Annotated in this window: 19 protein-coding genes; 12 read left to right on the top strand and 7 right to left on the bottom strand. The window is 59.2% G+C overall.

What is annotated here, in order from left to right; translation table 11 throughout:
- Window positions 1–17: 17 nt before the first annotated feature.
- The 5 genes from EOS_RS47335 to EOS_RS40035 all read left to right on the top strand — a co-directional run bounded on the left by EOS_RS47335 (window position 18) and on the right by EOS_RS40035 (window position 8,216).
- On the top strand, window positions 18–176 hold the full coding sequence (locus EOS_RS47335; protein ID WP_160312576.1) for a hypothetical protein: 159 nt from the start codon (window positions 18–20) through the stop codon (window positions 174–176).
- A gap of 70 nt (window positions 177–246) precedes the next feature.
- A complete protein-coding gene (locus EOS_RS40050; RefSeq protein ID WP_047897767.1) occupies window positions 247–1,281 on the top strand; it encodes a porin in 1,035 nt (344 codons plus the stop codon).
- A gap of 734 nt (window positions 1,282–2,015) precedes the next feature.
- A complete protein-coding gene (locus EOS_RS49085) occupies window positions 2,016–3,548 on the top strand; it encodes a methyl-accepting chemotaxis protein (protein ID WP_047897766.1) in 1,533 nt (510 codons plus the stop codon).
- A gap of 395 nt (window positions 3,549–3,943) precedes the next feature.
- On the top strand, window positions 3,944–5,146 hold the full coding sequence (locus tag EOS_RS40040; protein ID WP_235443112.1) for an ATP-binding protein: 1,203 nt from the start codon (window positions 3,944–3,946) through the stop codon (window positions 5,144–5,146).
- Window positions 5,147–6,125: 979 nt separating this feature from the next.
- Window positions 6,126–8,216, top strand: coding sequence for a secretin N-terminal domain-containing protein (locus tag EOS_RS40035; protein WP_047897764.1), 2,091 nt, complete (start codon window positions 6,126–6,128; stop codon window positions 8,214–8,216).
- A gap of 1,096 nt (window positions 8,217–9,312) precedes the next feature.
- Here the strand turns inward: EOS_RS40035 and EOS_RS47330 are convergent.
- The 7 genes from EOS_RS47330 to EOS_RS40000 all read right to left on the bottom strand — a co-directional run bounded on the left by EOS_RS47330 (window position 9,313) and on the right by EOS_RS40000 (window position 15,136).
- Window positions 9,313–10,437 (bottom strand): HupE/UreJ family protein, encoded by a 1,125-nt coding sequence (locus EOS_RS47330; protein ID WP_200908757.1) that lies wholly within the window; start codon window positions 10,435–10,437, stop codon window positions 9,313–9,315.
- A 65-nt stretch (window positions 10,438–10,502) separates the two neighbouring features.
- Window positions 10,503–11,693 (bottom strand): DUF3500 domain-containing protein, encoded by a 1,191-nt coding sequence (locus EOS_RS40020; protein WP_053064222.1) that lies wholly within the window; start codon window positions 11,691–11,693, stop codon window positions 10,503–10,505.
- Window positions 11,694–11,815: 122 nt separating this feature from the next.
- Window positions 11,816–12,211: an O-methyltransferase gene (locus tag EOS_RS40015; RefSeq protein ID WP_082163704.1), complete on the bottom strand. Its 396-nt coding sequence runs from the start codon at window positions 12,209–12,211 to the stop codon at window positions 11,816–11,818.
- Between the two features lie 58 nt (window positions 12,212–12,269).
- Window positions 12,270–13,004, bottom strand: a complete 735-nt coding sequence (locus EOS_RS40010; protein ID WP_047897794.1) for an IS6 family transposase — start codon at window positions 13,002–13,004, stop codon at window positions 12,270–12,272.
- A 9-nt stretch (window positions 13,005–13,013) separates the two neighbouring features.
- Window positions 13,014–13,199, bottom strand: a complete 186-nt coding sequence (locus EOS_RS45275; RefSeq protein WP_235443114.1) for an Arm DNA-binding domain-containing protein — start codon at window positions 13,197–13,199, stop codon at window positions 13,014–13,016.
- Between the two features lie 395 nt (window positions 13,200–13,594).
- Window positions 13,595–14,320, bottom strand: coding sequence for an SDR family oxidoreductase (locus EOS_RS40005; protein ID WP_047897763.1), 726 nt, complete (start codon window positions 14,318–14,320; stop codon window positions 13,595–13,597).
- 63 nt (window positions 14,321–14,383) lie between these two features.
- On the bottom strand, window positions 14,384–15,136 hold the full coding sequence (locus tag EOS_RS40000; RefSeq protein ID WP_047897762.1) for an SDR family NAD(P)-dependent oxidoreductase: 753 nt from the start codon (window positions 15,134–15,136) through the stop codon (window positions 14,384–14,386).
- A 391-nt stretch (window positions 15,137–15,527) separates the two neighbouring features.
- Between EOS_RS40000 and EOS_RS39995 the strand changes: the two genes are divergently transcribed.
- The 7 genes from EOS_RS39995 (at window position 15,528) to EOS_RS39965 (ending at window position 24,426) form a co-directional block, all read left to right on the top strand.
- Complete coding sequence (locus EOS_RS39995) at window positions 15,528–16,643, top strand: porin (protein ID WP_047897761.1); 1,116 nt, start codon at window positions 15,528–15,530, stop codon at window positions 16,641–16,643.
- A gap of 104 nt (window positions 16,644–16,747) precedes the next feature.
- Window positions 16,748–17,602: a TauD/TfdA dioxygenase family protein gene (locus EOS_RS39990; protein ID WP_047897793.1), complete on the top strand. Its 855-nt coding sequence runs from the start codon at window positions 16,748–16,750 to the stop codon at window positions 17,600–17,602.
- Window positions 17,603–17,693: 91 nt separating this feature from the next.
- Window positions 17,694–19,253: an ABC transporter substrate-binding protein gene (locus tag EOS_RS39985; RefSeq protein WP_160312575.1), complete on the top strand. Its 1,560-nt coding sequence runs from the start codon at window positions 17,694–17,696 to the stop codon at window positions 19,251–19,253.
- Window positions 19,254–19,296: 43 nt separating this feature from the next.
- Window positions 19,297–20,538 carry an aromatic ring-hydroxylating oxygenase subunit alpha gene (locus EOS_RS39980; RefSeq protein WP_047897760.1) on the top strand — a complete coding sequence of 414 codons (1,242 nt, stop codon included), beginning with the start codon at window positions 19,297–19,299 and terminating at the stop codon, window positions 20,536–20,538.
- Window positions 20,539–20,549: 11 nt separating this feature from the next.
- Window positions 20,550–21,626, top strand: a complete 1,077-nt coding sequence (locus EOS_RS39975; RefSeq protein WP_053064217.1) for an ABC transporter permease — start codon at window positions 20,550–20,552, stop codon at window positions 21,624–21,626.
- Window positions 21,623–22,549, top strand: a complete 927-nt coding sequence (locus EOS_RS39970; RefSeq protein ID WP_047897759.1) for an ABC transporter permease — start codon at window positions 21,623–21,625, stop codon at window positions 22,547–22,549. The genes EOS_RS39975 and EOS_RS39970 overlap by 4 nt, the downstream gene beginning before the upstream one ends.
- Complete coding sequence (locus EOS_RS39965) at window positions 22,546–24,426, top strand: dipeptide ABC transporter ATP-binding protein (protein WP_053064216.1); 1,881 nt, start codon at window positions 22,546–22,548, stop codon at window positions 24,424–24,426. Before EOS_RS39970 ends, EOS_RS39965 begins: the two co-directional genes overlap by 4 nt.
- Window position 24,427 lies beyond the last annotated feature (1 nt).

The raw sequence follows: 24,427 nt of genomic DNA, 5'->3' as shown, positions 1-24,427 counted from the left end.
AGCCACAGGAGAGGTTATTGTCCAGAAAGGTCCCGCACATGAGCGCACTTGCTGAGCAACCGTGCGCGTCGTCCAACGGTAACGGCTCCATTCCCATTGAGAACGCGGTTGCCGTGTTCACCACGGTGCTGCCGCAATTTGGCACGTTCCGCTGGATGGTGCGTGATGTCGAATGATATTTATGGAATTGGCAACCGAATGTCGTAACAAAAAATATAAATAACTACACAATAATTTGGAGACAAAATGAAAAATAAGCTGGTGATATTTTTATCCGGTGCTGCATCCGCCTGTGTTTTTAATACTGCAAGTGCTCAGTCGTCAGTCACACTGTACGGCGTCATTGACAACGGTTTGGCATACCAGAGCACCGCTGCGGGGGCGGCATACCGCGCGGTACCAGGTGGACTATATTCAACTAGGTATGGCTTCAAAGGATCTGAGGATATTGGTGGCGGCCTTAAGATCAATTTTCAGCTGGAACAAGCCTTCTCTGGCATGACTGGCGCGGCAACCAATCCGGCTGAGGCCTTTAACCGTCAGGCATGGGTTGGGATGTCTGGAGGTTTTGGCGAGGTGCGTTTTGGTTTGCAGAATTCACCCCAATATGACGTCCTCCAAGCCGCAATGGACCCAACGGCGGTAAAGAGTATCGCGTCTCCCATGAATAACTTCAACAGCTTGACCATTCGGGAGAGTAACGCGATTTCCTATTTCACACCCACGTTCGACGGCTTGAGCGCTAAGTTTATGGTCGCAATGCGCGATTCGACGACTAAACCGACCAACGGGCTGCTGTTCTATAACGCCGTAGTTCAATATGTAAAGGGGCCCTTCAGCGGGGCGGCCGGCTATGAGCAGGCGGCCAATGCAACCGGGACCTCAATACTGAAGCTTTTCAATGCAGGGGCGTCTATTGCGACAGGGCCCAACCGGTTTTGGCTGGCATATCACACGGAACTTCAGACGAATACTTTGAAAGACTCCAAGCGAGACGTCTATCAAGTATCGGATTCATACTTGCTCAGTCCTGCTGATCAACTCTCACTGATGTATGGTTATGTGCATGACCGAACGGGTGCGGGGAACAACGCACAGGAATTGGGCTTGATCGACGAATACTTCCTTTCCAAGGCGACGGAGGTATACGCTGCGCTCGGATTTATCCAAAACCGGAATCGGGCGGGGTACACCCTAAACGGCACCGCATATTCGGGTATCGCGGTCGTGCCCGGTGCCGACACGCGCGGCATTAACCTTGGGATCGTGCACAAATTCTGAGTGCGCCGGGAGACCGGCAAGGAGTGGGTGGTGCAAGTCCATTACGATGAAGGAGCAGCGAACCACAGTTCGGCTGCGAACCGTTCGTAGATCACCACGAGGTGATTTGCGAAGCGTCGGTAGCGGAACGTGGGGCCAGCCATTGCGCCGGGATCGTTGTGTTATCCCGGGTGCCAACGCGGTTCAGAACGTACGAGGCGTATGAGGCGACGACTTTGCGCATGTCTGCCGGGATTATCCAGAAGCGGGATCGAGTGCAATTCACGCTCAACGCAGTCGAATAATCGGGTATTGCGTTAGCGTCGGGCGCCGACGCCCGCGGCGTGGTAACCGAAATGGCGCGCAGATTCTGATGCTGACGTTGCAGCCATCGCGAGATCATCCGATTAGATCGCAGGAGAACGGTCGCACGGCCAGAGCTTCCTGGAGGCAATCAGGGTACCTAAGATCTAGGTCGTGGCAGAGGGTGTGAAGACCGGGTAGGAGCTGACCTGTCTTGAAGGTCAAGCTTCAATCCAGCTTGTTCAGGGATACTACTTTGGTAAGCCGCAATATCGAGTCGTCGCTTCGGGCCCGGCAATCGCTTCGAGATTGAATTGCGATTTTCAGGAATTTTTCGTCAATGAAAATTTTATGGAGACCAGACGCGGTACCGATATCGTCACTGACTCGGTGGCGCGCTTCGTCGTTTTCGCTGGTGCGTCGAGCGCCAGCTCTACTTCATAGGGTGGTACATGAAGCTGGTCCATCAACTCCCGCTGGCGTTGGGCATCGCGTTGCTGGTTGCATCCGCGGCAGGACTCTTCGGAGTTTTCCAGATGAACAATGCCGCGGGCACGTACGAGCGGCTCTTCGAAGTGGATGGTACGCAGGCACGCCAGGTCGCCGATGCGTTGGTCGCTTTCAAAAACCAGGTGCAGAACGGGAAAGACATCCTGCTGCGCGGCAAGAACCCCGAGCAACTCGACAAATACTGGGGCGCCTTCGAGAAGTACGAGCAGGCTTCGCAGGCCGCCACCGAGAAGCTCGCGGTCGAGTTGCCGCCCGGCGAGGCCCGCTCGAAGATCGAGCGATTCAACATTCTCCACAAGGAGATGGGGCAGTCGTACCGCAAGGCGCTCGAGCAGTTCAAGGCCTCGGGATTCGATATTGCCGTCGGGGACTTAGCCATGGATGGCATCGACCGGGAGCCGGTGATTCTGCTGCGCGAACCCAGCAGCAAGATCGTCGAGCAGACTACCGCTGCCATCGCCCAAGCAAAAGAAAAGCAAAAACGCGCGGTCCTTGCGAGCGTCGGTGCCATGGTGCTCACCCTTCTGGCCGGCATTGCTGGCGCGGTCATGTTTTCGCGCGCGATTACGCGCAAGCTCGGCGGTGAGCCCGACGACGCACGCGAGGCGGCGCGCCAGATAGCGATGGGCAATCTCAATGTCGAGCTGCGCGTGCAGCCGGGCGACATGGACAGTCTGATGGCAGCCATGAAGGCGATGACCGTCTCGCTCGTCGCCATCGTTGGGCAGGTACGCAACAGCAGCGATTCTATCGCGACCGGCTCGGCGCAGATCGCGTACGGCAACGCCGACCTTAGCCAACGAACAGAGGAGCAGGCGAGCGCGCTGCAGGAAACCGCCGCATCCATGGAACAGCTCAGCGCCACAGTCAGGCAGAATGCCGAAAATGCCCGGGAAGCTAGCGAGCTGGCCACCGGCGCCTCTTCGATCGCATTGCAGGGTGCAAACGTGGTGGGTCAGGTCGTCGAGACGATGAAGGGCATCAATGAGGGTTCGCGCAAGATTGCCGACATCATCGGCATCATCGATGGCATCGCGGCCCAGACCAACATCCTCGCGCTTAACGCGGCAGTCGAAGCGGCCCGCGCGGGCGAGCAGGGTCGGGGCTTTGCGGTTGTCGCTACCGAAGTCCGCAGCCTCGCCCAGCGCAGCGCGCAGGCCGCCAGTGAGATCCACGCGCTGATCTCCAACAGCGTCGAGCGGGTCGATCACGGTACCGCGCTCGTCGACGAGGCGGGCACGACGATGACCCACATCGTCGGTGCCATCCAGCGCGTGACGATCATCGTGGGCGAGATCAGCAGAGCCAGTGCGGAGCAGAGCGCCGGCGTCGAGCTGGTGGGGAAGGCTGTAGGCCAGATGGATCGGACGACGCAGCAGAATGCCGCGCTGGTCGAGGAGAGCGCCGCGGCGGCCGAGAGCCTCAAGCAGCAGGCAGCGCAGTTGGTCAATTCCGTGGCCCAATTCCAGCTCTGAGGGGCGTCGCGAGGCAGCGCGTTCACGACGTCGCACAGTCCCGCAAGTATCCCGTTTAAGGACGGCAGCCCGTTGAGCCACCGCTCTCACGCTCAGCAACCGCTAGCCGCCAGATCATGCTGCCGATCCCTCAACACCTGATTTCACATGAACTTCAAGACTCCAGTTCTGTGTAACTTTGACAAGATCCGGTAAGCTGCGCGCAAGTGAGCCTGCATTGGAAGCGATGCAAGCCCACCCTTGTCTGTTACGGCGGGGCCTGCGTATTGGCGGTCGGCGGCAGGGACCAATACCGCATCGATGGGTCCCTCTCTTGAGAGTGAATCCGTATGAGAAACCCCTTTGACACGCTGTTCGGCCGTCTCGCACTGTTGACGACTGGTCTGATTGTTCTCGTGCATGTGACCGCGTATGTTGCTGTCAACCACGAGCGCAACATAATTGATACCGAACACGCCCGGCGGGATGTGATGGCAGCATTGCGTATGAAAGAAATCGATGGCGCGGACGCTGCAGGTGTCGCGAAGGCCCTTGGCGTACGCTACATCGGGGCAGAAAAAATCATCGAGGCGGGTTGCCCGGCACCTTGCGATCATACAAACACCCCGTTTGACCGTGACCTGCTCGCGCGACTACCTGCCGGCAGCCGTGTTGTTTCTGACACGAACGGTGCTGTATGGGTGAGGTACGGCAATGCGTCATTCTGGTTGCGTTTGTCGGATATCCTGGTACCTTCTTTTCACTTTTTCGGGCAATCGGCGGTTACCCTTGTGCTGGCGTTGATGCTAGCGCTGGTGGTCGCCTGGCAGTTTCAACGGCCATTGCGTCGGCTTTCCGGCGCTGCGAGGCAATTCCGGTCCGGGCGGCCGACCGTGCCTGTAGAAGAAGGCGGCCCTGTGGAAATCAGATCTCTCATCGCCGATTTCAACCGGATGATGCATAGCCTGTCTCTGGCCGAGCAGGAAAGGGCCCTGCTGCTGGCGGGTATCGCACATGACCTGAAGGCGCCGATCACGCGGATGCGGTTGCGGGTTGCGCTGATGAACGATGAAGAGCGCCGTACCGGTTTTTCTCGTGACGCGGAATCGCTGTCGGCCATCCTCGCCCAGTTCCTTGAGCACGCGATGAGGTCCTCGGTCGCACCGTCTTCGACGAACGTCGAGCCGGCGCCAACCGAAGGCGTCGATGAGCACTGCCGCAAAAACTATGGCGGATCGCTTGTCGATGAAGGACTGGTTATGCTTGACCTGTCGGCCGGCGAAGCATTCCGGTTACCTTCAGTCGATCTCGACCGGATCGTCTCGAATCTGTTCGAGAATGCAATGAGTCACGGCGAAGTGCCAGTGGAAATTTCGACTCGTAAGAATGGGGAGCACTACCGGTTGACGGTCCGGGATCATGGTGAGGGTGTGCCTGACGACCAGATCGAGAGCGTGATGCAGCCGTTTGTTCGAGCGAACAACCAACGCGCCGAGCAATTGCATCATGGGCTCGGGCTTGCCGTGGTCAAGCGGCTCGCGTGTCAGAATGACGGAGAGATCGAGTGCCGCAATGCTGCCGATGGTGGCTTCGTTGTGATCCTCAGCTTTCCGCAGTGAGTGAGGCTCTTCGACTGTTGGAGGGGAGACACCTTAGGGGTGCTGCGCTCCACGCTAGCGGCCCTCCAGAGGCAGCCGCCAGATGGCTACCATCTCGACTTTGCCGCGGCGTGAGGAGAGAGCCGGTCCATCTAGCGGCAGCGACGTATCCGTCAGCACACCCTTGCAATTGCCCACAGGTCATGATTCGCCAACACACGGAACCGCGTCGCGGACTCTCACCAACCGTCAGCGCCTGCCCAGAGCCCCCTACCGCGCGAGCGGTTTCGTGTACGCCCGTGAGTGCGTGCTATCTGCGGGGTGCAAGTTCCCGCCGGACTTGGCCACAGATCCGTAGCTAAAAGCACACCTGCAAGAACTTGTCGTGAGGTGCTCGCTACCGAGATGCTCGCGCGCGGTCTCTCGAGCGTCTCGTTCTCGTTGAAAAGAAACACCAGGCCGGGTCACACAACTGACTGCGGTTTTTTCAAAACGTCGAGTGCTCCGACGCCCTCGCGTCGCATGGTCAGGTGCGAGTCGGATCCGATGGGCTGTTCTCAAAAGAAAATAAATCTGTTTTCATAATATGAAAATACGAATCAAAAACCATTGGACTCGCGTATCTCGGCGATGCCCGTAGACTTCCAATTAGAGGCACGGGGCAACCGCTTATAATCATCCATTAATGTAACGCAGTGTAAGTAGTTAAGATAAATGATAATGCTTATTTCCGCGGTTACTAAATGACGGTTCGAAAGATCGTGTTATTATAATTATCACTATGGCGATCCGCGTCGGCGTCCTGAACCGCATGGCACCGCTTGCACGTCCTCGGTCAATTTGAATTGCATGAATTTCGGTCACAGGAGAAGCTGTGTCTTCACGCCCGATTTACGCAACGACGCCATTTTTCTCCCCAAGCTTAACTTAACGTCACCTGAAATTCCTCTAAAGCGATTTGGGCGACTTGAAACAGAATGGTGCACCATTCAAATTTTCCATGAAACAGCGAATTATTTTTAAGACGCTTTTTTTATTTTTGGGTGCGTCGTCGTTGAATTATTCCCAACCAATAGCCGCCGCCGTCACAATGAACTTTGTAAATGCTGATATTGAGCAGGTGGCCCGCTCAATTGGAGCCGCGACAGGGAAAACGATCGTTGTTGACCCAAGAGTAAAGGGTAAACTTAATCTCATATCGGAAAACCCTGTGTCCGATGATACGGCATTGAAAACGCTGGAATCTGCGTTGCGCATGCAGGGTTTTTCGCTATTGCAAGATCACGGTATTCTAAAGATTGTACCAGAAGCTGACGCAAAGCTTCAGGGCGTCTCGACGTATATTGGAAACTCTCCGACTGCAAAAGGTGATCAAATTGTCACGCAAGTGTTTCATCTGCACAGAGAATCCGCAAACAATCTACTGCCCGTTCTTCGCCCTTTGATCTCACCCAATAACACAATCGCCGCATATCCGAGCAATAACACGATCATTGTCACTGATTACGCTGACAATATTCAGCGGATCGCGTCAATTATCTCTGGAATCGACGCCGCGTCAGTTGCCAATATCGACGTTGTTCAACTCAATTTCGCAGATGCGGCCACTATCGCCCAACAAGCTCAAAAACTTTTAGATTTGAGTACTATTGGCAATTCCGACCCAACCCAGAAAGTAGCGGTCGCGGCGGACACCCGAACCAATTCGATTGTGCTTCGCTCGAGCGGCCCCACTCGTTTGAGCGAAGCAGAAACACTGGTAGTCAAGCTCGACACGCCGACCCGGACGCCGGGCAACATCCATATCGTCACTTTGCGGAACGCCGATGCTACGGATTTGGCGAAAACCCTTCGCAGTATATTGGGCCAGACAAACGCCGGTGACTCGAAGGCAAGTAGCACGCAAAGCAGCGGAAATGGGCAAAATTCATCGGGGCTATCAAAAAGTGACGGGACGCTGCCACCTCTTCCCAGTGATGGTAGCGGAGCATCAAGTGCGACGGCAGCCTCGTCGGCTTCCGGTAATACTCCCTTCGGTGGCAGTGGTACCGCGTCCGGTACCGGTACCGGGGACAGTGATAGAGGAAGCGGTGAAGTCGTGGCCGACGTCTCAACCAACTCCTTAATCATCACCGCTTCCGAACCCGTATTCCAAAATCTTAGTGTGGTGATATCGCGGTTGGATCAGCGCAAGGTTCAGGTCTACATCGAATCGCTGATCATGGAAGTGTCTTCCAATAAGACCGGTCAATTCGGTATTGAGTGGTTGACCCCTGCTGGTTTGGCGAACATCGCCGCATCCACTACTAACGTCGGCGTAATTGCTGGTTTTGGCAATATCCTTGGCACGAAAGGTCTGTTTCAAGCCTTACAGACAAACTCTGACGTGAACATTTTGTCAACGCCCAGTTTGGTTACGCTCGACAACCAAGAGGCTCGAATACTTGTGGGAACTAACATCCCACTTGAGTCTGGCACATATTCAACCAACACTACCAGCTCTTCGTCGGTATCTGCGTTCAATACCTACGATCGAAAAGATGTGGGAATTATGTTAAATGTGAGGCCGCAGATCAATCAGGGCGGCACCATCAAGCTACAGCTCTACCAAGAGGATTCAAGCGTCGAAAATGGAACTGCCGATCAGGCAGGCGGATATTCCATCGACAAACGCTCGCTGCAGTCAACGATATTAGCTGACGACGGACAGATCGTCGTGCTTGGCGGACTGATAAGCGATTCATACACGAATGGAAACAGCAGAGTGCCATGGATTTCGAAGATCCCATTACTAGGCTCCTTGTTCAGGAACGAGACTAAAAATAGGGTGAAAACTAATCTGTTGATATTCATTCGGCCAGTAATAATAAAAGATGCATCCGCATTGAAGACTATCTCGCTGGACCGCTACGGATATATGCAAGATAAATCAATTAATTATCGAACAGATAACTGGACTGAGAAGGACGATACCGTACCCGTCCCTCCACCAGTACGCCAGGATCAGACGGGCAATGAGAGCGATTTATTCGACCTGAGGCGCATGGAGCATAAACTCGATTCCCCCTCTGTCATCGACAATGCACAGTAATTCTTACGTGTCGTCATCCTGAGCTTGAATGGATTTTGTACGGGTTGTGCCAATTTCCGCTCATCAGCCTGAAATGAAGAGGTGTCTTATCGGTCATGACGACATCGAAGGTACTGCATCGCTCGGGTCTTAGCTTCAACGTTGCCCGGTGAAAGCCATTGAAGAGGTGTTGGGGACGTCGAACGGATAGCGGCCCGAAAATGGGTGACCACATAGACCTACGATACAGGACCAAGCTCTCGCGAAGATGTCTCCGCCCCCGGCAAATCAGATCGCTACCGGGCGACAGATCTGCTCATCCGCTTCCTGCGCTTCCTGAATAGTCAGTAGGGTCGGAATGGTCAGGAGTAGACCCGTTGCCATCATCGAGTCACTACGTCATCAACGGCCGTTCTAAAAGTCCAACGGTCATTCGCTCACACGGGATTACCCGCCGCTTGTCGGCCTTTGTGCTCGTTGGTGAGGCCAATAGCTGACGGCGGTTATGCGATGCCAAGCACACGTCGAGCCCCCGGATAACGCACTTTGAGGTTGTATGTGGGCACATGCAAGCTAAATCTCGATACTGACACGCCGGAGCATTTTTGTCGGAACGTGAGGTGATTCCATCCAATGATTCGGCATGCCGACTACTTCAGGTTTCGTTCAGCTTTGTCGACGCCGTGGAGGCGGCACCAAAACTTGTTCTGTGAATTCGATGAGCTTGAATGCGATGCCGGGCGACATCGCGCCCCTGGCGGTAAGGCATCACGAGGGCCGAGAAGCGTGTCGGCGTGATGCCGTCTGACGGGGCAACGCAATTCACTTTCAAAGCCATTGGCAGCGACCCTTACGCTATTGCGGGCCTGCCGGGAAGGAGCGGTGCACGGGCGAAATGGAGTTCTTCGGCCACGACAAGCAAGCGGTGAATATGTCGTTGTTGCATCTGGGTCTTACTTCAGGGCAAATACGGGGCAATGCCTTCCAACGGGGGGGGGCGCAGTCAGGCGCACGCCGATCAGCAGATCGTGTCCGTCGTGGCTTACCCGCAAGACCGTTGCACGATGCAATGTGCCAGCGCGGGCGGTTTGTAAGGAGCATGGTTTGCAACGTCCCTTCAGGACGCGCCGGTAAGCGCCACACCGAAGTAATACATGCCCGCCACCGCGATCCCTGCCGACCCGATCCGCTGGAACGCCATGGAGAGACGGGGACCTGAGACGACATCGTGTTGCAATCGGCGAACTACCTTCAGCAACCCGAACAGCGGCAGCAGCACGATCTGATGCCCCGCTTCGACGCCGATACTGAAACCCAGAATGGCCAGCAGGATCATTGCGCCCGGCATCTGGTGCATGACATCGAGCAGGCCGCCGGCAAAACCCAGGCCGTGAAACAACCCGAAGAAAAATGCGACGGCCAGCCGGCTGCGGCCCCGGGCGCTGCCGAGCCAGAAGATATTCTGCAACGCGACGAAGATGATGCTGGCCGAAATCAGCGGCTCCACCACCCGCGCCGGCAGATGCACCAGATCCAGGGCGGCGAGCGTCAGGGTGATCGAGTGCGCCAGCGTGAAGGCGGTCACTACCTTCACCAGATCCCATAGCGTCTTCACCGCGAGCACCAGGGCGCAGGCAAATAGCAGGTGATCGTAGCCGGTGAGGATGTGATGCACGCCATGGCCGAAAAAGGTTTCGACGACAGCGCGCTCGTCCGCCGGCTGCAACGGTTGCCGCGTCGTCGTGGCTTGCGCTAGCCCGGCCGCGCCGCTGACGGCGAAATCCAGCTGATAAAGCGACTGATCGACATTCCGGTCCTGGGCGATGATGCGGAGGTGCGGATCGCGCGGCAGCAGGCAGTTCACCAGATAAACGGCGATGGCGCGCTGGTGATGGTTCTCGAAGACCAGTCGATGGGCGGCCCCGCCGGCAGGTAGGCTTGCCTCGAAGGTGAGCAGGATGTCGCCCACGCCGTCGCGCATCGCCGCGACCGTCGGGAAAGTCACGGAGACCAGCCGGAGTGGCCGCACAGCACCGTCGATGGTCAGCGACAAGTCCTGGCGCACCCGTTCGGCGTAGCCCTGCTGCGGGGCATCCGGGATCGCCCCGTCGCCGTTGACGCCATTCACGCCGATGCCGGCGAGTACCTGAGGCGCGACGGTGACGCCCGGGGTCAGACGCAACTGCAACGCCAGACGATCGTGCGCCACGTCAATCGTCGTGGCCTGCAGATACTCGTCCAACCGGTGCGCGTGAGCGGGGGCCACCAGCCCTAAGAAGAGCGCGGCAAAAAGAAGCCATGCTCTTTTCATGGGGTGGTGAAGGCGTGTCCATAATCGTTCGTGGGATCGCGATAGATCGTGTGAACGTGCATGGTCGGGTCGCCGCCCACGCCCTGCGGCGAGAACTCGATGATCACCTTCGGTCCCTGGATGCGGTAATACGCGCTGCCGCTTTTACCCGGCTCGTGGGTGATCGGGCCACTCCACGCAAACCAGGTGTCATCCAGCCCAGCCTTGATCTCTTCTAGATGCGGCATGGCGTAGGCGTCGTTGACGATGCCGGCCCATTCCGAGATCACGTCGAGCAGCATGACCTTTTGCCGCGCGTTCATCGCCGAGGCCTTCAGCCCTTCGGGCACGATCGTCTCGCCATCGTGGCCCGGCCCGAGCACCAGATCGTCCACGCGGTAGTTCAGGATGACCTGCTTGCGCTGGCTCTCATTCAGGGCATTCAACAGGGCGAAGGCTTTGTCGTTCTCGCCCGCAAGCGCGCGTACCGTCTTGCCGTGGGCCGTGTAGACCGAGGGCTGGGCGCCTGTCAGCGTGGGTGCGAGCACGCCGTGCGCTCCCGCGATCACCACGTTGAGCCCGAGGTGGTGACCGCCGAACTCCAGCATCCAGGGTGTAGTGACGTTGGGCGTTCCGAAGAGACCAATCGTGTAGACGTCAGCACCCGCGGCGAAGTGCTTCTCTCCCACCGACAGCGCCTGGTCGGAACCCATGATGTCGAGCACCTTCTGGTAACCCTTGGGGCTCAGCAGCACCTGCAACAGGTGCATGGCCGCCGCACGCTGTGCCGGGGTCAGGCCGCCTAGCCGCAGACCGGGCCGCGGCACGTCGCTGACCGGGAAGTTCGACCAGATCGCCTGGCCGTACTGTTCGCCGGCAAAACCACCTTGGGGGCCCATGCCGGGACCGTCTGGACCGTCTGGACCGTCTGGACCGTCCGGGCCGCTGTTGGGTTTTCCATTCCCGTCTGGACCACCGGGCTTGCCACCGCCACTCAGCCCCGTTCTTTTGAACCGGGCTACCGTAGCGGTTTTCCGTGGCGCGAAGTCGAACAGTTCCTTTTTGCGTTGATCCGCACTCAGCGAATCCAGGAAGGCTGTCGCTGCGGACACAACGGCCTGCGTCTCGGCATCCGCCGTCACAGGTGGAGTCGCCCCGGACGAGGTTCCCGTACGGCCGTAGGACACCGACGTGATAGTGGTCGACATCAGGGCCGCCGCGAAAAGCGCCGCCGACTTCTTCAGTGCTCGGAATAGGCACCCTGACAGGCACGCGCCACGGCACTTTTCGTGATCTTGCTCACACATGTTTTTTTCTTCGGAAATTCTTCTCATCTGACCTTCAGTGCGAGTTCCGTGCCGCGTTTGATTGGTATGGTGATCGAGATGAAGCCATTGGCAGGATCGCGAATGTACTCAAAAAAGTCTGGCTCTGCGTTGTCGTTCACAACATAACCGCCGACGCGCAACTGCGGCGCGACGATCTCGATGACCTCGCCCGCGAGCGAAGTTCCCTCGGGCGCGGGACAGCCGTCGATCAGTGCGAAGTCGATCGGTCCGCCGAGATCACGCAGCGTTTGCCGGGCATCGCCGGCACGGATGTCAGCGTACCGGCGATGCCCCGCGTTATCAAGATGCCGACGGGCAACCTCGGCCTTCGACGACACCAGTTCCGAGCCGATAACGAGACGGCCGCCGTTGTCGCGCACGGCCGCCGCGAAGTAGATCGCGGGGCATTGTCAAGTTGTCGAGAGTGGGACGGCACGACGGCAAGTGTGACGACTATCAGAAAGCGGTCGACGGATTTTGGGCGAGTTCGGCGAATTCGCGCCATGCAATGAACCGGGCTGCTAGCTGTTTGCGATAGAGTGAAGCGCGCAGCAGATGCCGTTTGAGCGCGAAATGTTGTTGGATCGGCCCGAAGCACGAGAGAAATTTCTGTGTGCGTTTAGGCTCGCGAAAGCCGCGCATGCGACGCTCGCGTTCGCGGGTCGGTTGGTGACTGTTCTCTGCGCGATTGTTCAGCCGGGCGGCGGCTTTCACGAACACGTGCTTCACGCTCACCAACTCAGGAATCTCGGCCTGTGCGGCCGGATAACTGCGCAGCTGATCGGTGACGATCTTGTGCGGTACCGGGCTCGAGCGGAGCACACGCTTGAAGAAGCGTTTGGCCGCGGCCTTGTCGCGCCGCTTTTGCACCAGAATGTCGAGTTCGACGCCATGCTCGTCAACCGCACGCCACAGCAGGTACGGTTCGCCACGCAGAGTGACGAACATCTTGTCGAGGTGCCACGTGCTGCCTGTCTTGCGTCGGGCCGCTTTCACCCGGTGAGCGAAGCCCTTGCCAAACTTATCGCACCAGCATTGGATCGTCTCGTATGTCACGGTTATACCGCGCTCAAAGAGCAGTTCCTCGATGTCGCGCAAGCTCAACTGAAATCGGAAGTACCAGCGAACAGCACAACTGATGACCTCGGCTGGGAAGCGGTGGCCGTGATAAAGCGATTTCGGTTTCGTCATCATGCCATCTTACGTGACCGACCCAACAACCTGATAATGCCGGCCAAAGCTCAGGAAATTTTCTTTCCTCGTGCCGGCACGTCGATATCGGAGTAGCCAAGTCTTTGCGCCGTTCGGACGTATGCGCAAGGAAAGGCCTTGGCCATCCGAGAGCAGGTAGGGCTTCGCCCTCGTTTTGGCGTTGCGAAACGCCATTTCCGACTTCGGTTCGACGTATCTGGGCATGGCGTTGCCCTTGAAGCTGGTATACGCACCAGTATTCGCAAAAACGCCGGATGTTACTGGACTACCTCGGACCGCCAAAGACAAAAAACCCCGCAGGCACAAGGCTTTACGGGGTTTCTCGGACTTCTTCGGATTGCTCCGGACTACGTGTTGGTGCCAAGAGAGGACCCGAACCTTATCACCTTCAGTAATCTTGCAACTTGGATCAGGTCTTATCCCTGGAGTATCTGTCGTCGTCGCAAACCAGAGACATCTACCGGCCATTTGTTAATGATCGCTCCTCGGTGGCCCTGGGGTCCTCGCGGGACTGATCTGGAGCATCCCGGAGAAGGACATCGCTGACGGTCCGGCGGGCGGCCTTGTCCTCACACAGGCTGATTCGTCGACGCCAGCACGATCTCGCGGATACAAACCTTTTGCGGTTGTTCGTAGGCAAATCGAATCGCCTCGGCGACTTCACTTGCGGCAAGAATGACTCCGCCAATCTCTTCTTTCCACTCTTTGAATCCTGCCTTGACGGTGTCATTCGTCGTGATGGTCTGGAGCTCGGTGTCGCAGGCGCCGGGCGCAATAACGATCACACGCACGTTATGCGGTGCGACTTCTTCTCGCAGGTTCTCGGATAAAGCATGCACAGCGTGCTTCGTGCCCACATAGGCAACGTGGCCCGGGTACGTCTTGCGACCCGACGTCGAGCTAACGTTGACGATTGTTCCGCGCCGGCGTTCGACCATGCCTTTGACCACAGCATGAACGCCGTTAAGCAAGCCCTTGACGTTCACATCAAGCATTCGGTCCCATTCATTGGGGTCTTGCTGCGTCATGTCGCCGAGCAGCATCAAACCCGCATTGTTGATGATGGCGTCGACGGGACCGAACTTTGCCTCGCCTTCGGCGACCGCCTGGAGCAGCGCCGTACGATCTGTGATGTCGACCTTGCGGCAGAGCGCATTGGGGAGGTCGAGCGCTTCGAGGCGCTCAAGACGCCTTGCGAGCAACAGCAGGGGATAGCCAAGGCTTGAAAAGAGCCGTGCAGTCGCTTCGCCAATGCCAGAACTTGCGCCCGTAATGATGATCAATCGCTTAGTCATACCCACTCCATGGAAGAAACAAAAATGCGTGACCGGCTTGCGGCCAAATTTATCGACATTCCCTTACCACGGGACCGTTTCGTGTTCGTGAAAGAAACCACCCGTCGGACCGTCTTCACCGAGCATCGCGAACATGACGCTGGAGCGGCATCCCTCGGAATCTTCCAGTGGAGCGTGCGGCCCACCCATCGTGGTCCGGACCCAACCAGGATGGACCGAGTTGATCTTGATGGATGTGTCGCGAAGGGCGTGTGCCAGATGCGTGGTAAGTGAATTGAGCGCCGCCTTCGACGCGCTGTACGCAAACGGCTTCGTATCCCACGCGATGGACGACGAATCCGAGTGCAGTGCATTGGAAGCGAGATTGCTCGAGACGTTGACAATCCGGCCCGCGAGGGATTTCGCCAGCAATGGCAGCAGTGCCTGCGTCAGCAAGAGCGTTGCGAAAAAATTCACCTCGAACGTGTCGCGAACGGTCCGTTCCGCGATCGTCGCAGCCGTATTCGAGCAAACTGCCGCATCTACGGGGTCATCCAGCCACACACCCGCATTGTTCACGAGGCTGTCAAGCCGGCCATAGGTCGCTGCCAGATAGTTGACAACTTGTCGGCGATGCGCCGGATTGATGACGTCGAGTATCACGCTTTCTGCCTGTAAGCCATCCTTTCGCAAGGAAAGGGCGGCAGCTTCTCCGAGCGTTTTGTTGCGCGCCCCGATGACCACGACACATCCTGCTTCGGCCAGTGCGCGAGCGGTCGCGAGCCCGAGCCCGCGCGCCCCTCCAGTGACAAGTGTTACCCGTTGAAAGTCGCTCATGGCCTGAATGGACGCGAAGGTTAAGTGCTATGCGAAGCGAGATGGCGGCCATGCGCAAACAAGCGGCAATGACATAGAGGTTAGTCGCCCGGGCGAACTTCTTTAACGGTGCCTCCGCAAATCCCTGCATCGTCAGACTGCCGAGCTTAGGCGCTTGTTGTCTCAATGGCTTGTCTGTACGCGCTTCGCGACTTGACCGGGGCCTGTCCAATATTGACACCACGACGTCAGGAATATTGACGGGTTATTAGACAAGTATCCAAGCGCAATCGGTCAAGTTTTGACGAAATTGCCTGGTTAGTTTTCAGGGTACCCGCTGATGGCGTCGATTCAGGGATAAGACCTCTGATGCGCATGCGGAAACAGGTTCCCTTTCTATCCAGGATAAAAAATGAAGAAGTATTTGTTGGGCGCCGCATTGTTGGGCGCGATGGGAAGTGCAAGTGCGCAAAGTTCTGTGACGCTGTACGGGGTTATCGACGCGGGTCTGACGTATCTCAGCAACGAGGGCGGCAGTCATCTCTACGAGTTCCAGGATGGTGCCAATTTTGGCAATCGATGGGGCCTTAAAGGGACGGAAGACCTGGGTGGTGGCTACAAAGCCGTCTTCCAGCTCGAGAATGGCTTCAGCCTTGGCACCGGACAGCTTCGCAACGGCGGGGCGCTGTTTGGCCGACAGGCGTTCGTCGGTATGTCGACGCCTTACGGAACTGTGACCGGCGGTCGTCAGTATGACTTCATATCCGACTACATCAACCAGTACAACCTGAACGGCTACGCGAGCGTCTACGCGGGTCACATGGGCGATTTCGACCGCATTGCGGGCGATCAGGTGAACAACGCGGTCAAGTTCCGCAGTGTGGACTACAACGGCTTCAGCTTCGGTGCCATGTACGGCTTTGGCAATGTAGCCGGGAATTTCAAGCAGGACAGCGCATGGAGCGGGGCGCTCGGCTACACCCACGGGGGATTTTCGGCCTCTGCCGTGTATCTGCGCCTCTACGACGTCCAGGTCGATCCGTATGCGCAGATCGGGGTGACGAGCTTCCTTGGCCAGACTGTCGCGACCCGCAACGCAAACGGCACGGTGACCGATCTTGACAGCAGTGCGTACTTTACAGTCGACCGCCAATCCGAAGTCGCAGTCGGTGCGAGCTACGCCATCGGCAAGCTGACGATGGCGGCCAACTTCACATCGACCAACATGCGAACCGGCTCCGTCGGCGCAACGATGAACGTGTACGAAGCGGGTGCCATGTATTTCGTCAAGCCGGACATTGCGATCCTGGGTGGCTATCAATACACGACCTTCGACGGCGCGCACTGGAACCAGCCGACTATCGGCGCCCAGTATTACCTCTCGCGGCGGACCACGTTCTACGCGAACGTCTCCTACCTGCGGGCATCTTCCGGTGTCGACGCGAACCAGGGTGCGGGCTTCTACTCGCTGCCTTCGAGTACGCAAACGCAGGTGACGTCTCGCGTGGCCATCATTCATACGTTCTGAAAGGGGAATGGGAGTTTCGGCAGTTTTTCATGCGTGTTCCGACAAGACTGTCCAATTTTGCCCCTTTAATCTGAAAGCCTCACGTCAACATGAAGGTTCATAGCATGAGCACCGCCAGTACTCTTTCCGTCCGCGAACTCAAGCCGGGTTTCGGCGCGGAGATCATCGATGTGGATCTCGCCGGTGCGACACCGGAGACCTTAGCGGGCGTGGTCGACTGTTTTCACCTCCATGGCGCCATTGTGTTACGCGGGCAGTCGATGGACCCGGCCGCGCTGGTGCATTTCGCCTCGCAGTTCGGCCAGCCGGAAGGACACACGATCAAGGAGTTCACGCTGCCGGAGTTTCCAGAAATCTACGTACTGTCAAACCGGTTGGTGAACGGCAAGCCCATCGGCTCGCACAACGACGGAGTGGGGTGGCACACGGACTATTCGTACAAGCAGGAGCCGGTCATGTGCACGATGCTGTACGCGGTGGAGGTGCCCGCCGAAGGCGCGGATACGCTCATTGCGGACACCTGCGCCGCGTACGACGCCATGCCGGTGGCGCAACGCGAGCGCCTGGATGGGATGAGCGTGCATCACAGTTACACGCATTTCATGTCGACGCGTCAATACCAGCGCCGGGAGCTCACGCCGCAGCAAAAGCTCGAGAATCCGGACGTCTGGCATCCGCTCGTGCGCACTCATCCGGCCGACGGCCGCCGCGCACTGTGGCCGAGCGCAGGTACGGTGATGGGTATCGAGGGCATGCCGGACGATGAAGCGTTGAAACTGCTCGATGACCTGATCGAACACTGCACGCAGCCGCAGTTTGTCTACACGCATAAGTGGCAGAAGGGCGATGTGCTGGTGTGGGACAACCGGTGCTCGCTCCATACCGGCACACTCTTCGACGACCAGAAGTACATCCGCGAGATGCATCGGCTCTGGGTCAGGGGCGACAAGCCTTACTGATCGCGCTTGCGCGACACGCATCCTTGATCCGAAGCAAAACCAGGCACGCCGCCAACGCTTACGAAGCGAGCCCAAAAATGGATTCCCCTCAATGACTAGCCGTAGAAACTTTATCCAGATGCTGACCGGGTCGCTTGCGGGCGTGACGACCTCGGGCCTCGCCGGAATTGGCGGATTGACCGGTCTCGCCGGCATGAGCACCGGCGCATGGGCGGGCACCGCGCCGCTGACGATCGCCTTCCCGACTGACGTGCCGTCCTGGGACCCGCTCGTGCGGGTCGCACCGAACCCTATCTCCATCTATCGCAGCGTCTTCGATACCGCTATCGATATCGACGAGAAAGGCGTGCTTCGCCCGGGCGTGGTGACGGCATGGCGGTGGAAAGACACGGAAGGCAAAGTCCTCGAACTCGACTTGCGCGACGACGTCCTGTTTCACAACGGCGACAAGCTCACCTCGGATGATTTCAAGTTCACCTACTTCGACCGTCTGCATGCGGACAAATCTCTCCAGGTCGGCGGTATCTGGTGGGCGCTGGACAGCATCGAGACGCCGTCGCCGACGCGTGTCGTCATGCATTTCAAGGCGCCCATGGTCACCGCGCCTGCGTTTCTGGGGTATCTCGGCGGCTACCTGATGCCACGCAAGTATTTTGAACGTGTCGGCGCGGCGGGTTTCATCGCCAAGCCGGTGGGGTCCGGGCCGTACAAGCTCGTCGATTACCAGCGCGACTCGCGTATCACGCTAACCGCTTTTGACAAGCACTGGCGCGGCGCGTCGAAGTTCCGCGATGTGGTGTTCCAGGTGGTCAAGGACCCCACTTCCCGCGTATCGGCCGTCCAGGCGGGTCAGGCGGATGTCTCCGGCATGCTGCCGCTGCGCGAAACCGTGCGGCTCGGGCAGGTCGGCACGCTGGGCAGCAAGGTCACGCCGACTATCGACTCCTACCTGATCCACATGGTCAATAGCGGGCCCACGACGGACAAAAACGTGCGCCTCGCCATGCATCACGCGATCGACAAACAGGCGCTCGTGCGCGCGTTCTTCAACAACGTGCCCGCCGTAATGTCGACTGCGGCCGCACCCGGCACGCCCGCCTTCGATCCGGCATTCCAGTTCGCTCACGACCCGGCGCTCGCGCAAAAGCTGCTGGCTGCAAGCGGCTACAGCAAGGACAAGCCCGTGCGCGTCAAGTTTCTGGCGACCAACGGTGTCTATCCGAGCGACTTCGACATGGCGCGCGCCATCACGCAGATGTGGAAGAACGTCGGGATCGAGGCGGAACTGACCCCGATCGAGACGGCCCAGTTCTTCTCGCAGGCGGTAGCGGGCACCTTACCGGGCCCGACGCTGTGGCTCTGGCAGAACGGCAGCGGGGACCCCGAGTTGTCCGCAGGGTCGTATCTGAACCCCAAGGGTGGTTTTTCGGTTTGGCGCAGTCCCGATGTGTCTCCCCATCTCGATCCATTGCTCGTGCAGCTTGACGAAACCAAGCGCATCGAGGGCTACAAGGGATTTCACAGATGGGCGGTCAATGAGGGGTATTCGCTGCCGCTGATGCAGGGAATCGCGACTGCTGCCTACAAGAAGACGGTCGGATATACGCCGTTCCTGAGCGGCTGGATGTTGCCGGACTACTGGACAGCGTAGGTCTGCCCATGTCGACTTCTCAAGTAATAAGCACGGGAAACTCATGAATTTTCAACGCAATATCGCTTTCGACGATGTGTTCTTCGATGCGCTCGACCGTTCCGCTCTTCCTGTCGGGCAGGCTCAGACGCTGCCGCCGCAGTGCTACACCGACCCGCAATTTTTCGAGTTCGAAAAGGAGGCACTGTTCAACCACGAATGGCTGTGCGTCGGCCGCGAAGACTGGATCAGGAACATCGGCGATTACTTCACGACCGCGATCATCGGGGAGCCGATCGTGATCACCCGCAACGCCCGCCGGGAGATCAAGGCGATGTCAGCGGTATGCCAGCATCGCGCGATGGTCGTAGCGGAAGGCTTCGGCAACGCACGCGCGCTCCTGTGCCCGTATCACCACTGGGCATACTCGCTGGACGGTGAACTCATTGCGGCCCCGGCGATGGATGCCACTGAAGGTTTCGACAAGAAAGACTTCTGTCTGCCGACCATGCAGGTGGAGTGCTGGCAAGGCTTTATCTTCATCAACTTCGATGCCAGTGCAGCGCCGCTCGCACCCCGTCTGAGCGCGCTGGATCCGGTGCTCGCCAACTTTGACCTCGCGAACGCGGAGGGGCCGCGTCCCGGAAAACCCTTTCATTTCCAGTGGAACTGGAAGGTCATGTTCGAGAATAACAATGACGGTTATCACGCGAACCGGCTGCATCACGGACCCCTCCATGATTTCGTGCCGAGCTCGCTTGCGTCATTCCCGGAGCTACCGCCCAACACAGCGGGGTATTACCGCTTCAATGGCACGACCCACGCCGACGCCGCGTTCAATCCGACGCAAAAGGCGTTGTTCCCGATCTTCCCGAAACTGACTCTTGAGGAGCGCAACCGCATGCTGTTCGCGAACCTGCCGCCGACCTTGTCGCTGGTGGTGTCGGTGGATAGCGTGATCTTCATGATCCTGCGTGCCGACACGGCGGGTAGCCATTTCGTCGATCAGGGCACCCTCTACGCGCCCGGCGCAATGAAGGACACGCTCTTCGAAAAGCGCGTGGAGATGAGCATGAGCGCGGTGGCGGACATCATTGCGCAGGACCTGCATGTCGACGCGATGGTGCAGGTGGGCCTTCAATCGCGTTACGCCACGCGCGGCCGCTATTCATGGCAAGAGCGTGCGCAGCAGGAGTTGAACGCCTGGCTGGTGCCGCGCTACAAGTCGGCTCGGGCGCGCATGGCGGCGAGCGCTGCCACTGCGCGCGGCAAGCTGGCGTCGATCGACGTCGTTGTTACGAGCTGAGCGGCCGCGCCATGCTGACTTCCTTCGAAACCCCCGGTATTGAGTCGCCAGTGCAGGAAGCGCGGGTCTCACGCGCGTGCCGACAGGTGATACGGCTCGCATGGCGCCTCGCGCGCCGGCTCGTGATCCTGCTGGCGGTGTCGGTCGTGATCTTCGCTGTGCTGCGGCTCTTGCGTGCGGACCCGGTTGCGATGCTGATGGCGCCGAATGCAAGCCTGGCGGACATCACCGCGTTGCGCCATACGCTGGGACTTGACCAGCCGGTGGCCGTGCAATATGCGCGCTGGCTTGGTGGAATGTTGCACGGCGATTTCGGGCACTCGCTACAAAACGGCCAGCCGATCGGCCCGGTGCTCGCAACGGCTCTGCCCACCACGATCCAGTTGCTTTGCGGCGGTCTCCTCCTTGGCGTAAGCGGGGGTATTGCGAGCAGCATTTATGCATTCAGCCGGCGGGATACGGTAGCCGAGAAAGTGTCCGAACTCGTCAATGGTCTCGCAATCTCGATTCCGGATTTCCTCTGGGGCATCCTGCTGATCCTGGCGTTTGGTATCGCGCTGAAGTGGCTGCCGTTTCTTGGGCCCATCGATAACCAGTACACGGTCGCGCGTCATACGGGCGCACTGCTGATCGATACATTGATCGACGGCCAGTTCGCGGCCTTCGGCAACGCGCTCCTGCATCTGGTGCTGCCCTGCGTGGCGCTTGGTATGGGCATCGCTCCGCCGCTCATGCGCATCCTTCGTTCGAGCCTGCTCGACACCTATGCCGAGGAATACATCGCGGCGGCGAGGCTGCGCGGACTGTCAGAGGCGCAGATTCTGTTTCGCCACGGCTTGCGCAACGCCGCGTTACCCACCATCAACATCCTTGCCATGCAGGTCAGCCTGCTGATTGGCGGCACGCTGCTGATCGAAAAAGTATTCGGCATGCCGGGCATCGGCAGCCTGATGGTCAACGCGATCGGTGCCCGCGATTTGCCGATGATTCAAGCGCTCGCGTTGGTGTACGCCGTCGTCGTGCAGGGGGTCAATGCGTTGACCGATGCATTCGAAGTGCTGTTCAACCCACGCCTGAGGCTCGAATGAGCACGCCTTTATCTACACGCCGCACACAGTTTGCGAGCAGCGTGCTGCCTGCACCGTCCCACGCGATGCTGCGCCGGGTCGTGCGTGAGCCGCGCGTGCTGTTCGGCGCGGCGCTCCTCGTACTGCTGATGCTGATTGCCGCCGTCGCACCATGGCTTGCTCCCTTTCGTCCTGATGACCAGGACCTGCTCAATACGCTCTTGCCGCCGGCCTGGGCGGCTGGCGGCACTGCCGCTCACTGGTTTGGCACCGATGCCCTCGGCCGGGATCTCTACAGTCTCGCGGTCTATGGCGCACGCATCGCAGTGCTGGTCGGTTTTGCGGCGCCGCTCGGTGCGGGACTGATCGGCGGGACGCTGGCACTGGTCGCCGGCTGGTGCGGTGGCAAGATCGACTGGTTGATCTTGCGCGTCGTCGAGATATGGATGTCGTTTCCCGCCGTCGTCCTCGCGCTCGTGCTGGTGGTTGCGTTGTCGCCGAGCGTGGTGAACGTGATCATCGCGCTGATATTTGTCGACTGGACGCGCTTTTGCCGCGTGCTGCGTGCCGAGGTCGTGGTCATTCGCCAGCGCGATTATGTGGCCGCCGCACGCATCGCCGGCTCGGGCTCGTTTCGCACGGTCATCCGCGACGTGCTGCCAGGCGTCCTGCCGACCCTCATTACCCTGATGAGTCTTGAAGTTGGGATTGCGGTGGTCGCCGAATGCAGCCTGTCGTTCGTCGGATTATCGGCGCAGGCGGGTGTACCAACCTGGGGCAGCATGATTTCCGATGGTCTCGCCAATGTGTTCAGCACGCCTTGGGGCTTGATCCTTCCAATCGCCTGCACGGTCCTGACTGTCCTTGCCACGACATTCCTCGGCGAAGGCTTACGCCGTACAACTGACTCGCGCCTGATCGAGCGTCCGGAACTCAAGCCATGAACCTCACGAGGCGCTCCCTGTTCGGCCACGACGTACTTCCTTCCCTTGCCATGAAGTCGAGCAGCGCGTTGCTCGAGATCGAAGGCCTGAGCGTCGAGCGAGATGACGTTGCATTGTTGCGCAACATTTCGCTCGTGCTGCCGCGCGGCCGCACGCTGGGTATCGTGGGCGAGTCGGGCGCCGGCAAAAGCATGCTCGGGCGAGTGCTGTCGCGTAGCTTGCCTCCCGGATTCGCCGTGCGCGCGAACGGCCTGCGCTTTGCCGGCATTGACCTGCTGGAGGCCAGCGCTGGCGCGCACCGCGCGCTGCTGGGGCGGCGCATCGCGTTCATCCCGCAGGAGCCGATGAGCGCGCTTGACCCGACGCTGTCGATCGGCCGGCAGTTTGCACTGCACCTCGCGCGCCTGGGCGTTCCGTCCAGCCAGCGCCGGGAGCGCAGCATCGACGCCCTGCGTGAAGTCCTGCTGCCCGATCCGGAGCGGCTGCTCTCGCGCTATCCGTTCCAGCTGTCCGGCGGCATGTGTCAGCGCGTATGCATCGCGATGGCGTTCGCGAGCAATCCGGACCTTGTCATCTCCGACGAAGCCACCACCGCGCTCGATGTCACGACCCAGCGGCACGTCGTGGAACTCATGCGCGCGATGCAGGCAAAGCGCGGCACCAGTGTCGTGTTCGTCACGCACGATCTGGGACTCGCCCTGCATGCCTGCGACGACATCGCCGTGCTTTACGCCGGCGATTTGCTCGAGCTGGGCGCGGCACGCAGCGTGGTCGATACGCCGCGTCATCCGTACACGCGCGCGCTCTTACGTGCAAACCCGTCGCTCGTGGGTGAGCGCGTGCAGGTTGAAGCGCTCGACGGCCGCATGCCGGGCTTCGAAGAGCTGGCGTCCATCACCGGCTGCCGGTTTGCTGCGCGCTGCAGCCGTGCGGTCGCGTCCTGCAACGACGCGCCTATTCTCCTGCAGGCACTGGGCGACTCCGCCGTGCGATGTACTTTCGCGGCCTCGGCCTCGGCCTCGGCGACGGACACGGTCGCGCGTACGCCCATGCCTGCCATGCACGCGATGACGGATGCGCCGTTCCTCGTCCTGCGCGGCATCGGCAAGCATTACCCCGCGCCGCGCGGCATTGGCCGCAACAAGGCGCGGTTCGTGGCGCTCAGCCCGCTCGACCTGTCGATTGCGCCAGGGGAGTTCGTGGGCATCGTGGGCGAGAGCGGCAGCGGCAAGAGCACGCTCGGGCGTCTCGTCATGGGGCTGGACATCCCGAGCCAGGGATCGATCCTGCTCGACGGCAAGCCGCTCGACGCAAGCCGCGAGATGTGGCGTCGGCGCATTGATGCGATTCAGATGATTTTCCAGGATGCGCGCTCCGCATTGAATCCACGCCGCCGGCTGGCAAGCATCGTCACGCAGCCTATGGAAAGCCGCTCGCACATGCACGTGGATCGTGCCCGCCGAGCACTTGATCTGCTCGACGAGGTCGGACTGCCGGCGGAGATGGGTAACCGGTTTCCGTCGCAATTGTCCGGTGGCCAGCGCCAGCGGGTGAATATTGCCCGGGCGCTCTGTGAGGTGCCGCGTCTGCTGGTTGCCGACGAAATCGTCTCGGGTCTCGACGTGTCCATGCAGGCGCAGATCATGGAACTTCTGCTAGCGTTGCGAGCGTCTCACAAGATTGCGCTGATGCTGATTTCGCACGACCTCGCCGTGGTCCGTTATCTCTGCACGCGCGTGATCGTGATGCAGCGCGGACAGGTGGTCGAGGCAGGTGCGACCGAAGCGGTGCTGGCAAACCCGCAACATCTGTACACGCGCAGTCTGATTGCTGCAGCGCCTCACATCGCACCCATTCCCGCCTTACACGAGCTTTGAA

This window comes from Caballeronia mineralivorans PML1(12) (genome assembly GCF_001028175.1).
In the GTDB taxonomy this organism is placed as follows: domain Bacteria; phylum Pseudomonadota; class Gammaproteobacteria; order Burkholderiales; family Burkholderiaceae; genus Caballeronia; species Caballeronia mineralivorans.
Note: the sequence above shows the minus strand (reverse complement) of the source record. Positions and strands in the feature narration are given on the sequence as shown.

Excerpts from the sequence above, each read along its gene's own strand:
- EOS_RS39995 (WP_047897761.1), top strand. The coding sequence starts at position 15,528 with ATGAAGAAGTATTTGTTGGGCGCCGCATTGTTGGGCGCGATGGGAAGT.
- EOS_RS39985 (WP_160312575.1), top strand. The coding sequence starts at position 17,694 with ATGACTAGCCGTAGAAACTTTATCCAGATGCTGACCGGGTCGCTTGCG.
- EOS_RS39980 (WP_047897760.1), top strand. The coding sequence starts at position 19,297 with ATGAATTTTCAACGCAATATCGCTTTCGACGATGTGTTCTTCGATGCG.
- EOS_RS39975 (WP_053064217.1), top strand. The coding sequence starts at position 20,550 with ATGCTGACTTCCTTCGAAACCCCCGGTATTGAGTCGCCAGTGCAGGAA.
- EOS_RS39990 (WP_047897793.1), top strand. The coding sequence starts at position 16,748 with ATGAGCACCGCCAGTACTCTTTCCGTCCGCGAACTCAAGCCGGGTTTC.
- EOS_RS40005 (WP_047897763.1), bottom strand. The coding sequence starts at position 14,320 with ATGACTAAGCGATTGATCATCATTACGGGCGCAAGTTCTGGCATTGGC.
- EOS_RS49085 (WP_047897766.1), top strand. The coding sequence starts at position 2,016 with ATGAAGCTGGTCCATCAACTCCCGCTGGCGTTGGGCATCGCGTTGCTG.
- EOS_RS40050 (WP_047897767.1), top strand. The coding sequence starts at position 247 with ATGAAAAATAAGCTGGTGATATTTTTATCCGGTGCTGCATCCGCCTGT.
- EOS_RS39970 (WP_047897759.1), top strand. The coding sequence starts at position 21,623 with ATGAGCACGCCTTTATCTACACGCCGCACACAGTTTGCGAGCAGCGTG.
- EOS_RS40010 (WP_047897794.1), bottom strand. The coding sequence starts at position 13,004 with ATGACGAAACCGAAATCGCTTTATCACGGCCACCGCTTCCCAGCCGAG.
- EOS_RS40000 (WP_047897762.1), bottom strand. The coding sequence starts at position 15,136 with ATGAGCGACTTTCAACGGGTAACACTTGTCACTGGAGGGGCGCGCGGG.
- EOS_RS40020 (WP_053064222.1), bottom strand. The coding sequence starts at position 11,693 with ATGTCGACCACTATCACGTCGGTGTCCTACGGCCGTACGGGAACCTCG.
- EOS_RS39965 (WP_053064216.1), top strand. The coding sequence starts at position 22,546 with ATGAACCTCACGAGGCGCTCCCTGTTCGGCCACGACGTACTTCCTTCC.
- EOS_RS40035 (WP_047897764.1), top strand. The coding sequence starts at position 6,126 with ATGAAACAGCGAATTATTTTTAAGACGCTTTTTTTATTTTTGGGTGCG.
- EOS_RS45275 (WP_235443114.1), bottom strand. The coding sequence starts at position 13,199 with ATGGCGTTTCGCAACGCCAAAACGAGGGCGAAGCCCTACCTGCTCTCG.